Consider the following 13,758-nt stretch of genomic DNA (forward strand, 5'->3'; position numbering starts at 1 on the left):
CGCGCCGCGGAGGAGCTCGGTATCGACCTGTCCCGGCGTGAGCCGAGCAGCGTGGAAGAAGTCTGAGGGGGAGATCGCAAACAATGCTGGACGTCAACTTCTTCGACGAGCTCAGGATCGGTCTCGCGACGGCCGACGACATCCGTCAGTGGTCGCACGGTGAGGTGAAGAAGCCGGAGACCATCAACTACCGGACTCTCAAGCCGGAGAAGGACGGGCTCTTCTGCGAGAAGATCTTCGGTCCGACCCGCGACTGGGAGTGCTACTGCGGCAAGTACAAGCGCGTCCGCTTCAAGGGCATCATCTGTGAGCGCTGCGGCGTCGAGGTGACCCGCGCCAAGGTGCGCCGTGAGCGGATGGGCCACATCGAGCTGGCCGCGCCCGTCACGCACATCTGGTACTTCAAGGGCGTCCCGTCCCGCCTCGGCTACCTGCTCGACCTCGCCCCGAAGGACCTGGAGAAGGTCATCTACTTCGCGGCGTACATGATCACGCATGTCGACACCGAGCTGCGTGAGCGTGACCTGCCCTCGCTGGAGGCGAAGATCTCCGTCGAGCGGCAGCACATCGAGCAGCGCCGTGACGCCGACATCGAGGCCCGGCAGAAGAAGCTCGAGTCCGACCTGGCCGAGCTGGAGGCCGCCGGCGCCAAGGGCGACCAGCGCCGCAAGGTCCGCGAGGGCGCCGAGCGCGAGATGCGCCAGCTCCGTGACCGGGCCCAGCGCGAGCTGGACCGGCTGGAGGAGGTCTGGAGCCGCTTCAAGAACCTCAAGGTCCAGGACCTCGAGGGCGACGAGCTGCTCTACCGCGAGATGCGCGACCGCTTCGGCCGCTACTTCAAGGGCGGCATGGGCGCGCAGGCGATCCAGGACCGGCTGATCAGCTTCGACCTGGACGCCGAGGCCGAGAACCTCCGTGAGACCATCCGCAGCGGCAAGGGCCAGAAGAAGGCCCGCGCCCTCAAGCGGCTCAAGGTCGTCTCGGCGTTCCTCAACACCACCAACTCGCCGCGCGGCATGGTGCTCGACTGCATCCCGGTCATCCCGCCGGACCTGCGCCCGATGGTGCAGCTCGACGGTGGCCGGTTCGCGACCTCCGACCTCAACGACCTCTACCGCCGGGTGATCAACCGCAACAACCGGCTCAAGCGTCTGCTCGACCTCGGCGCGCCCGAGATCATCGTGAACAACGAGAAGCGGATGCTGCAGGAGGCCGTCGACGCGCTGTTCGACAACGGCCGTCGTGGCCGCCCGGTCACCGGTCCCGGCAACCGGCCGCTGAAGTCCCTCAGCGACATGCTGAAGGGCAAGCAGGGCCGCTTCCGCCAGAACCTCCTGGGCAAGCGAGTCGACTACTCCGGCCGTTCGGTCATCGTCGTCGGCCCGCAGCTCAAGCTGCACCAGTGCGGCCTGCCCAAGCAGATGGCGCTGGAGCTGTTCAAGCCGTTCGTGATGAAGCGGCTCGTGGACCTCAACCACGCGCAGAACATCAAGTCGGCCAAGCGGATGGTCGAGCGCGCCCGCCCCGTGGTGTGGGACGTGCTCGAAGAGGTCATCACCGAGCACCCGGTGCTGCTCAACCGTGCTCCGACGCTGCACCGTCTGGGCATCCAGGCCTTCGAGCCGCAGCTGGTCGAGGGCAAGGCCATCCAGATCCACCCGCTCGTCTGCACCGCCTTCAACGCGGACTTCGACGGCGACCAGATGGCCGTGCACCTGCCGCTGTCGGCTGAGGCCCAGGCCGAGGCACGCATCCTGATGCTCTCGACCAACAACATCCTCAAGCCGGCCGACGGCAAGCCCGTGACGATGCCCACCCAGGACATGGTCATCGGCCTCTACTGGCTGACCACCCAGAAGGAGGGCGCCCAGGGCGAGGGCCGGGTCTTCGGCTCGATCGCCGAGGCGCAGATGGCCTTCGACCGCCGCGAGCTGGAGATCCAGGCGAAGATCCAGATCCGGCTCAAGGACGTCCTGCCGCCGCGCGACTGGGTCGCGCCCGAGGGCTGGGAGCAGGGCGACCCGATCCGCCTGGAGACGACGTTCGGCCGGTGCCTGTTCAACCAGACGCTGCCGGCGAGCTACCCGTTCGTCAACTTCCAGGTCGGCAAGAAGCAGCTGTCCACGATCGTGAACGAGCTGGCCGAGACCTACCCCAAGGTCGAGGTCGCCAACTCGCTCGACGCGCTCAAGGACGCCGGCTTCCGCTGGGCGACCCGTTCCGGCGTCACGATCTCCATCGACGACGTCGTCGCGCCGCCCAACAAGTCCGAGATCATGGAGAACTACGAGCGCCGCGCCGACAAGGTGCAGCGCGAGTACGAGCGTGGTCTGATCACCGACGAGGAGCGCCGTCAGGAGCTCATCGAGATCTGGACCCACGCGACGGCCGACGTCGAGACCGACATGGTCAACGCCTTCCCGGCGACCAACCCGGTCTGGATGATGGTCAACTCCGGCGCCCGGGGCAACAAGATGCAGGTGCGCCAGATCGCCGGCATCCGTGGCCTGGTGTCCAACACCAAGGGTGAGACGATCCCGCGGCCGATCAAGGCCTCGTTCCGCGAGGGCCTGTCGGTGCTGGAGTACTTCATCTCCACCCACGGACAGCGCAAGGGTCTGGCCGACACCGCGCTGCGCACCGCCGACTCGGGTTACCTGACCCGTCGTCTGGTGGACGTGGCGCAGGACGTCATCGTGCGCGAGATCGACTGCGGCACCGACCGCGCGGTCCCGCTGCACGTCGGTGAGCGTGACGCGTCGGGCAACCTGGTCAAGGCCGAGAACGCCGAGTCCAACGTGCACGGCCGCATCCTGGCCGAGGACGTCGAGGTCGACGGCAAGGTCGTCGTGGCCAAGGGCGTCGACATCAACGACACCCACGTCACGAAGCTGGTCGAGGCCGGCGTCGAGACCGTCCGCACCCGCAGCGCGCTCGTCTGCGAGGCCAAGATCGGTGTCTGCGCGACCTGCTACGGCCGCTCGCTGGCCACCGGCAAGCTCGTGGACGTCGGCGAGGCGGTCGGCATCATCGCCGCCCAGTCGATCGGTGAGCCCGGCACGCAGCTGACGATGCGTACGTTCCACACCGGTGGTGTGGCCGGTGCCGACATCACCCACGGCCTGCCCCGTGTCCAGGAGCTGTTCGAGGCGCGCATCCCCAAGGGTGTCGCCCCGATCTCCGAGGCGGAGGGCCGGGTCCGCATCGACGAGACCGACAAGGCCAGGAAGATCGTCATCACTCCGGACGACGGTTCGGAGGAGATCGCCTACCCGGTCTCGATGCGTTCGCGCCTGCTCGTCTCCGAGGGGCAGCGCGTCGGCGTCGGCCAGCAGCTCGTCGCCGGTGCGGTCAACCCCAACGAGGTGCTGCGCATCCTCGGCCCGCGGGCCGTGCAGCTGCACCTGGTGGCGGAGGTCCAGCAGGTCTACCGCTCGCAGGGCGTGTCGATCCACGACAAGCACATCGAGATCATCGTGCGGCAGATGCTCAAGCGCGTGAACGTGCTCGAGTCCGGTGACACCGACCTGCTGCCCGGCGAGCTCGTCGAGCGTCCGCGCTTCGAGCAGATGAACCGCGAGACGGTGGCGGAGGGCGGCTCCCCGGCCGCCGGTCGCCCGGTGCTCATGGGCATCACCAAGGCGTCGCTCGCCACCGAGTCGTGGCTGTCGGCGGCCTCCTTCCAGGAGACGACCAGGGTCCTGACGGACGCGGCGATCCACGCCAAGTCCGACTCGCTCCTGGGCCTGAAGGAGAACGTCATCATCGGTAAGCTCATCCCGGCCGGCACGGGCATGCCCCAGTACCGCAACATCCGGGTCGAGCCGACCGAGGAGGCCAAGGCCGCCATGTACACGGTGGGCGGCTACGACGGCTCCGCGGCCGACTACACCTTCGGCACCGGCAGCGGCGAGGCCGTGCCGCTGGAGGAGTACGACTTCGGCCAGTACAACCGCTAGTTCGGGACCCGTCCCGTACGTGACGCGCCCGGGCGCCTCCACTGGAGGCCCCGGGCGCCTCCCGTTGTACGGGCAGCGGCATCGGTCGGCGCCGACGCGGCCTTCGCCAAGACGACGAGGGTGACCCCGAGGACGGCCCTGAGGACGCTCCAGGCGCGCGGGGCATGCTCGCAAGGCCGCTTGCCGTCCGGTACCACGGCCCGGCCGGCAGCACGGCGGTGGTGGCAGTGGAGGCGCTGGTGCGGCAGCCGGGTGGCGAAGCGGAGGCTCTGGTGCGGCAGCCGGATGGCAAGGCGGCGTCCGGCCGTGCAGAGGCGCGGCTCGGCCGGTGCGTCCCGGCGCCCTGGGCGGCGGGCGCGGGCCGCGGGTGTGCGGCCGAGGGGTTCGGGTTGCTGATGTGACGGGAAGCGCGACAAAACGCTGTGCGGGCCGGATATCATGGGCGCGGAGCAGTGGTAGTCCCGGGCCTTGATGAACGGCCTCTGCGATCCGGAGTGGTAAGGCTTGTCCGCTTTGCCGCGCCGCTTTGACGTGTCGCAGTGACCTGGGTAGTCTTGAGCATCGTGCCCGTTACTATGCGGGCTCTCGACCGTGCGCTCGATATGGGAGCGCGGGACGGCTTCCTGGCTCGCAGTCCTCGCGGATGTGTCTGTGCGAACAGCGCGACACGCCCGAGCGCGGGGGCGCGGGGGGAAGCAAAAATCAGCAGGTCATGACACCGGCAGCGCCTGCGAAATGCACGACATGACGTAACACCGGCCAAGGCACGAAACGGAGTGGCAGTGCCCACTATTCAGCAGTTGGTCCGCAAGGGCCGGCAGGACAAGGTCTCCAAGACCAAGACTCCTGCCCTCAAGGGGAGTCCGCAGCGGCGCGGCGTGTGCCAGCGCGTCTACACCACGACTCCGAAGAAGCCCAACTCGGCCCTGCGCAAGGTGGCCCGTGTCAGGCTCACCAACGGCATCGAGGTCACGGCTTACATCCCCGGTGTGGGCCACAACCTGCAGGAGCACTCCATCGTGCTCGTGCGTGGCGGTCGTGTGAAGGACCTGCCGGGTGTTCGCTACAAGATCATCCGCGGCTCGCTGGACACCCAGGGTGTCCGCAACCGCAAGCAGGCCCGTAGCCGTTACGGCGCGAAGAAGGAGAAGAGCTAACAATGCCTCGCAAGGGTTCTCCTGGCCGTCGTCAGCTCATGGCTGACCCGGTTTACAGCTCGCCGCTGGTGACCGCCCTGATCAACAAGGTGCTCCTGGACGGCAAGCGCTCCATCGCGCAGTCGATCGTCTACGGCGCCCTCGAGGGCTGCAGGGAGAAGACGGGCAACGACCCGGTCGTCACCCTCAAGCGCGCGCTCGACAACGTCAAGCCGACTCTCGAGGTTCGCAGCCGTCGTGTCGGTGGCGCGACCTACCAGGTGCCGGTCGAGGTGCGCGCCGCGCGCAGCACCACCCTGGCCCTGCGCTGGCTGGTGCAGTACTCCCGCGCCCGCCGCGAGAAGACCATGACCGAGCGCCTCATGAACGAGCTCCTGGACGCCAGCAACGGCCTCGGGGCGAGTGTCAAGAAGCGCGAGGACACCCACAAGATGGCCGAGTCCAACAAGGCCTTCGCCCACTACCGCTGGTAACCCCGGCGGGTTCGACGAGACGACGAGGACGCGAGAGAAGTGGCCACCACGACCGCTCTTGACCTGGCCAAGGTCCGCAACATCGGGATCATGGCCCATATCGACGCGGGCAAGACCACCACGACCGAGCGCATCCTGTTCTACACCGGCATCAACTACAAGATCGGTGAAGTCCACGAGGGCGCTGCCACGATGGACTGGATGGAGCAGGAGCAGGAGCGCGGCATCACGATTACGTCGGCCGCGACGACCTGCGAGTGGGCCGGTCACACCATCAACATCATCGACACCCCGGGTCACGTCGACTTCACCATCGAGGTGGAGCGTTCGCTCCGCGTCCTCGACGGTGCCGTCGCCGTGTTCGACGGTGTCGCGGGTGTCGAACCGCAGTCGGAGACGGTGTGGCGCCAGGCTGACCGCTACGACGTGCCCCGCATCTGCTTCGTGAACAAGATGGACCGGGTCGGCGCGGAGTTCCACCGCTGCGTCGACATGATGGTCAGCCGTCTGGGCGCGACCCCGGCGGTCATCCAGCTGCCGCTGGGTGTCGAGGCCGACTTCAAGGGCGTCATCGACCTCATCAAGATGAAGGCCCTCGTGTGGAGCGCCGAGGCGGCCAAGGGCGAGATGTACGACACCGTCGACATCCCGGCCGACCACGCCGAGGCCGCCCGCGAGTGGCGTGACCGGCTGGTCGAGACCGTCGCCGAGAACGACGACGAGCTGATGGAGCTCTTCCTCGAGGGCACCGAGCCCACCGAGGAGCAGCTGGTCGCGGCCCTCCGCCGCGCCACGCTGGCCAGCGCCATCAACCCGGTCCTGTGCGGCACCGCGTTCAAGAACAAGGGCGTGCAGCCCCTGCTCGACGCGATCGTCGCCTACCTCCCCGCGCCGACCGACATCCCGGCCTTCAAGGGCCACGCGGTCGGCAACGAGGAGCAGGTCGTCGAGCGGCACGCGGACCCGACCGAGCCGTTCTCCGCCCTGGCCTTCAAGATCGCCAGCGACCCGCACCTGGGCAAGATCACCTACATCCGCATCTACTCGGGCACGCTCGAGGCCGGTTCACAGGTCGTCAACTCTGTGAAGGGCAAGAAGGAGCGGATCGGCAAGATCTACCAGATGCACGCCAACAAGCGCGAGGAGCGCCCGACGGCGATCGCCGGTCAGATCGTCGCCGTGATGGGTCTGAAGGACACCACCACCGGCGACACCCTGTCCGACCCGGCCAACCAGGTCGTGCTCGAGTCGATGACGTTCCCGGCTCCGGTCATCAACGTCGCCATCGAGCCCAAGACCAAGGGCGACCAGGAGAAGCTGTCGACCGCGATCCAGCGGCTGGCCGAGGAGGACCCGTCCTTCCAGGTCCGCCGTGACGAGGAGACCGGCCAGACGGTCATCTGGGGCATGGGCGAGCTTCACCTCGAGATCCTCGTCGACCGCATGCGTCGCGAGTTCAAGGTCGAGGCCAACGTCGGCCGTCCGCAGGTCGCCTACCGCGAGACCATCCGCCGCAAGGTGGAGAAGGTCGACTACACCCACAAGAAGCAGACCGGTGGTTCCGGTCAGTTCGCGCGGGTCATCATCGACCTGGAGCCGCTGGGCGAGGGCAACGACGGCTACGAGTTCGAGAACAAGGTCACGGGTGGCCGTGTCCCGAGGGAGTACATCCCCTCGGTCGACGCGGGTGCCCAGGAGGCTGCCGAGTTCGGCGTGCTGGCCGGCTACCCGATGGTGGGCGTGAAGGTGACGCTGACCGACGGTGCGGCGCACGACGTCGACTCCTCCGAGATGGCCTTCAAGATCGCCGGCTCGATGGCCTTCAAGGAGGCCGCGCGCAAGGCTGACGCTGTGCTCCTCGAGCCGATGATGGCCGTTGAGGTCACCACGCCCGAGGATTACATGGGTGACGTCATCGGTGACCTCAACGGTCGCCGCGGGCAGATCCAGGCGATGGACGAGCGGGCCGGTGCCCGCGTCGTCAACGCGCTCGTGCCGCTGTCTGAGATGTTCGGCTACGTGGGTGACCTGCGTAGCAAGACGCAGGGGCGCGCGAGCTACAGCATGCAGTTCGACTCCTACGCGGAGGTGCCTCCGGGCATCGCCAAGGAGATCGTCGCGAAGGCCCGGGGCGAATAGTCTCGGGACCCTATGGCCGGACGCCGGGAGACCGGCGGCCGGCCGCAGATGGGGCCTCGGCCCCTGGCTGGGCGGTGTGAGCCGCCCCGCCGTTTAGGGATTCGGGATTACCCGGGCCCGAGTGTGTAGACGAAAGTCAGTCAGATTCTCAAGGAGAGAACCAGTGGCTAAGGCCAAGTTCGAGCGGACCAAGCCGCACATGAACATCGGCACCATTGGGCACATCGACCACGGCAAGACCACGCTGACCGCGGCGATCACCAAGGTGCTTCACGACCGTTTCCCGGAGCTGAACAAGGCTACGCCGTTCGACAAGATCGACAAGGCGCCCGAGGAGAAGGCTCGCGGTATTACGATCTCCATCGCGCACGTCGAGTACCAGACCGAGAAGCGCCACTACGCCCACGTGGACTGCCCCGGTCACGCTGACTACGTGAAGAACATGATCACCGGTGCCGCCCAGATGGACGGCGCCATCCTCGTGGTCGCCGCCACCGACGGTCCCATGCCGCAGACGAAGGAGCACGTCCTCCTGGCCCGCCAGGTCGGCGTCCCCTACATCGTCGTGGCCCTCAACAAGTCCGACATGGTCGACGACGAGGAGATCCTCGAGCTCGTCGAGCTCGAGGTCCGCGAGCTCCTGTCCGCTCAGGAGTTCCCCGGCGACGACCTGCCGGTCGTCCGCGTCTCCGCGCTCAAGGCTCTTGAGGGCGACGAGAAGTGGGCCGACAGCATCATCGAGCTGATGAACGCCGTCGACGAGAACGTGCCCGAGCCGCCGCGTGAGACGGAGAAGCCGTTCCTCATGCCGGTCGAGGACGTCTTCTCGATCACCGGTCGCGGCACCGTCGTCACCGGCCGTATCGAGCGCGGCATCGTCAAGGTCAACGAGCAGGTCGACATCATCGGCATCAAGCCGGAGAAGACGACCACCACCGTCACCAGCATCGAGATGTTCAACAAGATGCTCGACGAGGGTCACGCCGGCGACAACGCCGCCCTGCTGCTCCGCGGCATCAAGCGCGACGACGTCGAGCGCGGCCAGTGCATCATCAAGCCGGGCACGACCACCCCGCACACCGAGTTCGAGGGCCAGGTCTACATCCTGTCCAAGGACGAGGGCGGCCGCCACACGCCGTTCTTCAACAACTACCGCCCGCAGTTCTACTTCCGTACGACTGACGTGACCGGTGTCGTGCACCTCCCCGAGGGCACCGAGATGGTCATGCCGGGCGACAACACCGAGATGCGCGTTGAGCTGATCCAGCCCATCGCCATGGAGGAAGGCCTCAAGTTCGCGATCCGTGAGGGTGGCCGCACCGTCGGCGCCGGTCGGGTCACGAAGATCATCAAGTAGCACGATCGCGGGTCGGCGGTCGGCCCCGGAGACAGGGCCGGCCGCCGCACCACGACCGGGCAGGAGTTTCGGCTCCCGCCCCGGCTCCACGCCAAAGCCGTGATCTCGCAGTCACTTCGGACGTGACCGAAGTAACTGCCGGATCACGGAAGAAAAAGCAGATCGACTGCGTCTGCTACGTGGAGCTTCGCGAGCTCACGCTCGCCGCACTACAGCGGCACCATGCCGCACGATACTTTTTCAGACGACAGCGAAGGACACCGAGGCCACTATGGCGGGACAGAAGATCCGCATTCGGCTCAAGGCCTATGACCACGAGGTCATCGACAGCTCGGCCAAGAAGATCGTCGAGACGGTGACGCGGACTGGCGCGAAGGTCGCGGGCCCGGTGCCGCTGCCGACCGAGAAGAACGTGTACTGCGTCATCCGCTCGCCGCACAAGTACAAGGACAGCCGCGAGCACTTCGAGATGCGCACGCACAAGCGGCTGATTGACATCATCGACCCGACGCCCAAGACCGTCGACTCGCTCATGCGGCTCGACCTCCCCGCGGGCGTCGACATTTCGATCAAGCTCTGAGGGATCACACTGACATGGCTAAGACGATCAAGGGCGTCCTGGGCAAGAAGCTCGGCATGACCCAGGTCTTCGACGCGGACAACCGGATGGTCCCGGTCACCGTGGTCGAGGCCGGTCCGTGTGTGGTGACCCGCGTCCGCACGGCCGAGAAGGACGGCTACTCCGCCATCCAGCTCGGCTTCGGGCAGGTCGACCCCCGGAAGGTCAACAAGCCGCTCGGCGACTACCTGCGCAAGCACGACATCACCCCGCGCCGTTACTTCGCGGAGATCCGCACCGACGACGCGAGCGACTACACCCTCGGCCAGGAGCTGCTGGCCGACACCTTCGAGGCCGGCCAGTTCGTCGACGTGACGGGCAAGAGCAAGGGCAAGGGCTTCGCCGGTGTCATGAAGCGGCACGGCTTCGGTGGTCTGGGCGCGTCGCACGGTACGCAGCGCAAGCACCGCTCGCCGGGTTCCATCGGTGGCTGCGCCACCCCGGGTCGCGTTTTCAAGGGTCTGCGCATGGCCGGTCGGATGGGTAACGTCCGCACCACCGTGCAGAGCCTCAAGGTTCACTCCGTTGACGCCGAGAAGGGCCTCATCCTGATCAAGGGTGCGATCCCCGGTGCCAACGGCAGCCTGGTCCTCGTTCGCACCGCTGCCAAGAAGGGGGCTGCCAAGTGACCACCATTGACGTCCTCGACGCCAGCGGCGCCAAGACCGGCACCGTCGACCTGCCCGAAGACATCTTCGGCGCCAAGGTCAACGTTCCCCTCATCCACCAGGTCGTCGTGGCCCAGCTCGCCGCTCGCCGGCAGGGCACCCACAAGGCCAAGACCCGTGGTGAGGTCCGAGGCGGCGGCAAGAAGCCGTACCGCCAGAAGGGCACCGGCCGCGCCCGTCAGGGCTCGACCCGCGCCCCGCAGTTCGCCGGCGGTGGCACCGTCCACGGTCCGGTTCCGCGTGACTACTCGCAGCGCACCCCCAAGAAGATGAAGGCCGCCGCCCTGCGCGGTGCCCTCTCCGACCGGGCCGGCAGCGGTCGCGTGCACGTGGTGAGCAGCCTGGTCACCGGCGAGACGCCGAAGACGCAGGCCGCCCTGCAGGCCCTTCGCAAGATCACTCAGGCCAAGACCGTGCTCGTCGTGGTCGACGAGGCCGACGAGCTGACCTGGATGAGCCTGCGTAACGCTCCCGAGGTCCACCTGCTGGACGCGGGGCAGCTCAACACCTACGACGTGCTCGTCCACGACGACGTGGTCTTCACCCAGGAGGCGTACGACCAGGTCGTGGCGCGTCTGTCGGCGGGGTCGGCCGAGCAGAGTGAGAAGGAAGACGCCTGATGAGCATGGAGAGGGTCGTCGACCCGCGCGACATCATCATCAAGCCCGTCGTCTCCGAGAAGAGCTACGGCCTGATCGATGAGAACAACAAGTACACGTTCCTGGTGAAGAAGACCGCGAACAAGACCCAGGTCAAGATCGCCGTCGAGCAGATCTTCGGGGTCAAGGTCACCAGCGTGAACACCATCAACCGGCAGGGCAAGCGCAAGCGCACCCGCACCGGCTTCGGCAAGCGTCCCGACACCAAGCGCGCGATCGTGAGCCTGGTCGAGGGCGATCGGATCGACATCTTCGGTCAGATCGGCTAGCAGCCATAGATGCACAGCGGGCCGCATGGTCCGTAGCGGGCAGAGACCGTCGCACTCGCGTGCGGCGGGCTCACCCATGTAACCGACGAAGGATGAACGAAAAAGATGGGCATCCGTAAGTACAAGCCGACGACTCCCGGTCGCCGTGGCTCGAGTGTCTCGGACTTCTCCGAGATCACGCGCAGCACGCCCGAGAAGTCGTTGCTTGCGCCCCTTCACAACAAGGGCGGCCGCAACGTACACGGCCGGGTCACCGCACGCCACCAGGGCGGCGGTCACAAGCGCGCCTACCGGATCATCGACTTCCGGAGGCATGACAAGGACGGCATTCCGGCGAAGGTCGCTCACATCGAGTACGACCCCAACCGCACCGCCAACATCGCTCTGCTGCACTACGCCGACGGCGAGAAGCGCTACATCATCGCGCCGACCGGCCTCAAGCAGGGCGACCGCATCGAGAACGGCCCCGCGGCCGACATCAAGCCGGGCAACTGCCTGCCGCTGCGCAACATCCCGACCGGTACCTTCATCCACGCGGTGGAGCTCCGTCCGGGCGGCGGCGCCAAGCTCGGCCGCTCCGCGGGCGCCCAGATCCAGCTGCTCGCGAAGGAAGGCCAGTACGCCACGCTGCGTATGCCGTCCGGCGAAATGCGCATGGTCGACGTGCGCTGCCGGGCCTCGGTCGGCCAGGTCGGCAACGCCGAGCAGGCCAACATCAACTGGGGCAAGGCCGGCCGTATGAGGTGGAAGGGCAAGCGCCCGACCGTCCGCGGTGTCGCGATGAACCCCGTCGACCACCCGCACGGTGGTGGTGAGGGCAAGACCTCCGGTGGTCGTCACCCGGTCAACCCCAAGGGCAAGCCTGAGGGCCGTACCCGCCAGGCGAACAAGGCCAGCGACCGGCTGATCATCCGACGTCGGAGCAAGAGGAAGAAGCGGTAGGAGCAGCCGAAATGCCACGTAGCCTTAAGAAGGGTCCCTTCGTGGACGACCACCTCGCCAAGAAGGTGGACGCCCAGAACGAGAAGGGCACCAAGAACGTCATCAAGACGTGGTCGCGGCGCTCCATGATCGTGCCTGACATGCTCGGGCACACGATCGCCGTTCACGATGGCCGCAAGCACGTCCCGGTGTTCATCACCGAGGCGATGATCGGCCACAAGCTGGGAGAGTTCGCCCCCACGCGCACCTTCCGCAGCCACGTCAAGGAAGACCGCCGCAGCCGGCGATAGCAGCCTTCAGAAGTAAGAGGAGTAAGCGATGGAAGCCAGGGCTCAGGCGCGGTTCGTCCGCGTCACGCCCCAGAAGGCCCGCCGCGTGGTGGACCTTATTCGCGGGCTGCCCGCTTCGGAGGCGCAGGCCGTGCTGCAGTTCGCTCCCCAGACGGCGAGCGAGCCGATCTACAAGGTGCTCTCCAGCGCCATGGCGAACGCAGAGCACAACTTCAACCTCGACCCCCAGACGCTGGTCGTCAGCCGCGCGTGGGTCGACGAGGGCCCGACGCTGAAGCGGTTCCGTCCGCGTGCCCAGGGTCGTGCCTATCGGATCAACAAGCGGACGAGCCACATCACCGTGATCGTGGAGTCCCGCGAGCCGAAGGGAAGGACCCGATAGTGGGCCAGAAGGTTAACCCGCACGGGTTCCGCCTCGGCATCACGACCGACTTCAAGAGCCGGTGGTACGCCGACAAGCTGTACAAGTCGTACGTCGCCGAGGACGTGGCGATCCGCCGCATGCTGCAGAAGGGCATGGAGCGGGCCGGCATCTCCAAGGTGGAGATCGAGCGCACGACCGACCGCGTCCAGGTCGACATCCACACCGCGCGTCCGGGCATCGTCATCGGCCGACGCGGCGCGGAGGCCGACCGCATCCGCGGTGACCTGGAGAAGCTGACCAAGAAGCAGGTCCAGCTCAACATCCTCGAGGTGAAGAACCCCGAGATCGACGCCCAGCTCGTCGCGCAGGGCGTCGCCGAGCAGCTGTCCAGCCGTGTCTCGTTCCGGCGTGCCATGCGCAAGGCCATGCAGTCGGCCATGAAGAGCGGCGCCAAGGGCATCCGGGTGCAGTGCGCGGGTCGTCTGGGCGGCGCCGAGATGTCGAGGTCGGAGTTCTACCGCGAGGGCCGCGTGCCGCTGCACACGCTCCGCGCGGACATCGACTACGGCTTCTACGAGGCCCGCACCACCTTCGGCCGCATCGGCGTGAAGGTGTGGATCTACAAGGGTGAGGCCGCGACCAGCCGCGCCGAGCGTGAGGCGGCCGCCGCCGGTGCTCGTGCCGGCCAGCGTCGCGAGCGTGACGACCGTAGGGGTGGCGGCGACCGTCCCCGTCGCGGTGGCGCCGGTGGCGCCCGCCGTGGTGGCGGCCGCGGTGACCGCGCCCCCAGGACCGAGGCGGCCGCGCAGGCCGCCCCCGAGACCGGCCCGGCTGCGCAGCCGGGTGCTGAAGGGAGCTGACC

General features: G+C 67.3%; 14 protein-coding genes. All 14 read left to right on the forward strand.

Annotation, left to right across the window (positions count from 1 at the left end; translation table 11 throughout):
- The first annotated feature begins 83 nt into the window (after nucleotides 1–83).
- The 14 genes from CXR44_RS04060 to rpsC all read left to right on the forward strand — a co-directional run bounded on the left by CXR44_RS04060 (nucleotide 84) and on the right by rpsC (nucleotide 13,756).
- On the forward strand, nucleotides 84–3,959 hold the full coding sequence (locus CXR44_RS04060; protein ID WP_101783536.1) for a DNA-directed RNA polymerase subunit beta': 3,876 nt from the start codon (nucleotides 84–86) through the stop codon (nucleotides 3,957–3,959).
- A 164-nt stretch (nucleotides 3,960–4,123) separates the two neighbouring features.
- A complete protein-coding gene (locus CXR44_RS04065) occupies nucleotides 4,124–4,360 on the forward strand; it encodes a hypothetical protein (RefSeq protein ID WP_101783537.1) in 237 nt (78 codons plus the stop codon).
- A gap of 381 nt (nucleotides 4,361–4,741) precedes the next feature.
- Nucleotides 4,742–5,116, forward strand: a complete 375-nt coding sequence (gene rpsL / locus CXR44_RS04070; protein ID WP_020542315.1) for a 30S ribosomal protein S12 — start codon at nucleotides 4,742–4,744, stop codon at nucleotides 5,114–5,116.
- 2 nt (nucleotides 5,117–5,118) lie between these two features.
- Nucleotides 5,119–5,589: a 30S ribosomal protein S7 gene (rpsG, locus tag CXR44_RS04075; RefSeq protein ID WP_020542314.1), complete on the forward strand. Its 471-nt coding sequence runs from the start codon at nucleotides 5,119–5,121 to the stop codon at nucleotides 5,587–5,589.
- Nucleotides 5,590–5,679: 90 nt separating this feature from the next.
- Nucleotides 5,680–7,728, forward strand: a complete 2,049-nt coding sequence (gene fusA / locus CXR44_RS04080) for an elongation factor G (RefSeq protein WP_245898931.1) — start codon at nucleotides 5,680–5,682, stop codon at nucleotides 7,726–7,728.
- 163 nt (nucleotides 7,729–7,891) lie between these two features.
- The gene (gene tuf / locus CXR44_RS04085) at nucleotides 7,892–9,085 is read left to right on the forward strand and encodes an elongation factor Tu (RefSeq protein ID WP_101783539.1); all 1,194 of its coding nucleotides are present in this window, start codon (nucleotides 7,892–7,894) and stop codon (nucleotides 9,083–9,085) included.
- Between the two features lie 271 nt (nucleotides 9,086–9,356).
- Nucleotides 9,357–9,665 carry a 30S ribosomal protein S10 gene (gene rpsJ / locus CXR44_RS04090; RefSeq protein ID WP_012887830.1) on the forward strand — a complete coding sequence of 103 codons (309 nt, stop codon included), beginning with the start codon at nucleotides 9,357–9,359 and terminating at the stop codon, nucleotides 9,663–9,665.
- Between the two features lie 14 nt (nucleotides 9,666–9,679).
- Complete coding sequence (gene rplC, locus CXR44_RS04095) at nucleotides 9,680–10,333, forward strand: 50S ribosomal protein L3 (RefSeq protein WP_101783540.1); 654 nt, start codon at nucleotides 9,680–9,682, stop codon at nucleotides 10,331–10,333.
- A complete protein-coding gene (gene rplD, locus CXR44_RS04100) occupies nucleotides 10,330–10,992 on the forward strand; it encodes a 50S ribosomal protein L4 (RefSeq protein WP_101783541.1) in 663 nt (220 codons plus the stop codon). The genes rplC and rplD overlap by 4 nt, the downstream gene beginning before the upstream one ends.
- 5 nt (nucleotides 10,993–10,997) lie before the next feature.
- A complete protein-coding gene (rplW, locus tag CXR44_RS04105) occupies nucleotides 10,998–11,300 on the forward strand; it encodes a 50S ribosomal protein L23 (protein ID WP_219601697.1) in 303 nt (100 codons plus the stop codon).
- Nucleotides 11,301–11,405: 105 nt separating this feature from the next.
- Nucleotides 11,406–12,242, forward strand: a complete 837-nt coding sequence (gene rplB, locus CXR44_RS04110; protein ID WP_101783543.1) for a 50S ribosomal protein L2 — start codon at nucleotides 11,406–11,408, stop codon at nucleotides 12,240–12,242.
- Nucleotides 12,243–12,253: 11 nt separating this feature from the next.
- Nucleotides 12,254–12,532: a 30S ribosomal protein S19 gene (gene rpsS, locus CXR44_RS04115; RefSeq protein WP_101783544.1), complete on the forward strand. Its 279-nt coding sequence runs from the start codon at nucleotides 12,254–12,256 to the stop codon at nucleotides 12,530–12,532.
- A gap of 28 nt (nucleotides 12,533–12,560) precedes the next feature.
- The gene (gene rplV / locus CXR44_RS04120) at nucleotides 12,561–12,914 is read left to right on the forward strand and encodes a 50S ribosomal protein L22 (RefSeq protein ID WP_101783545.1); all 354 of its coding nucleotides are present in this window, start codon (nucleotides 12,561–12,563) and stop codon (nucleotides 12,912–12,914) included.
- Complete coding sequence (rpsC, locus tag CXR44_RS04125; protein ID WP_101783546.1) at nucleotides 12,914–13,756, forward strand: 30S ribosomal protein S3; 843 nt, start codon at nucleotides 12,914–12,916, stop codon at nucleotides 13,754–13,756. Before rplV ends, rpsC begins: the two co-directional genes overlap by 1 nt.
- Nucleotides 13,757–13,758: the final 2 nt, after the last annotated feature.

Origin of the sequence: Nonomuraea indica (assembly GCF_002850745.1) — a bacterium.
Classification (GTDB): domain Bacteria; phylum Actinomycetota; class Actinomycetes; order Streptosporangiales; family Streptosporangiaceae; genus Nonomuraea; species Nonomuraea indica.

Bases quoted from the DNA above. Each gene is read 5' to 3' on its own strand.
- CXR44_RS04060 (WP_101783536.1), top strand. From the start codon at position 84: ATGCTGGACGTCAACTTCTTCGACGAGCTCAGGATCGGTCTCGCGACG.
- CXR44_RS04065 (WP_101783537.1), top strand. From the start codon at position 4,124: ATGCTCGCAAGGCCGCTTGCCGTCCGGTACCACGGCCCGGCCGGCAGC.
- rpsG (WP_020542314.1), top strand. From the start codon at position 5,119: ATGCCTCGCAAGGGTTCTCCTGGCCGTCGTCAGCTCATGGCTGACCCG.
- fusA (WP_245898931.1), top strand. From the start codon at position 5,680: ATGGCCCATATCGACGCGGGCAAGACCACCACGACCGAGCGCATCCTG.
- rpsJ (WP_012887830.1), top strand. From the start codon at position 9,357: ATGGCGGGACAGAAGATCCGCATTCGGCTCAAGGCCTATGACCACGAG.
- rplC (WP_101783540.1), top strand. From the start codon at position 9,680: ATGGCTAAGACGATCAAGGGCGTCCTGGGCAAGAAGCTCGGCATGACC.
- rplW (WP_219601697.1), top strand. From the start codon at position 10,998: ATGGAGAGGGTCGTCGACCCGCGCGACATCATCATCAAGCCCGTCGTC.
- rplB (WP_101783543.1), top strand. From the start codon at position 11,406: ATGGGCATCCGTAAGTACAAGCCGACGACTCCCGGTCGCCGTGGCTCG.
- rpsS (WP_101783544.1), top strand. From the start codon at position 12,254: ATGCCACGTAGCCTTAAGAAGGGTCCCTTCGTGGACGACCACCTCGCC.
- rplV (WP_101783545.1), top strand. From the start codon at position 12,561: ATGGAAGCCAGGGCTCAGGCGCGGTTCGTCCGCGTCACGCCCCAGAAG.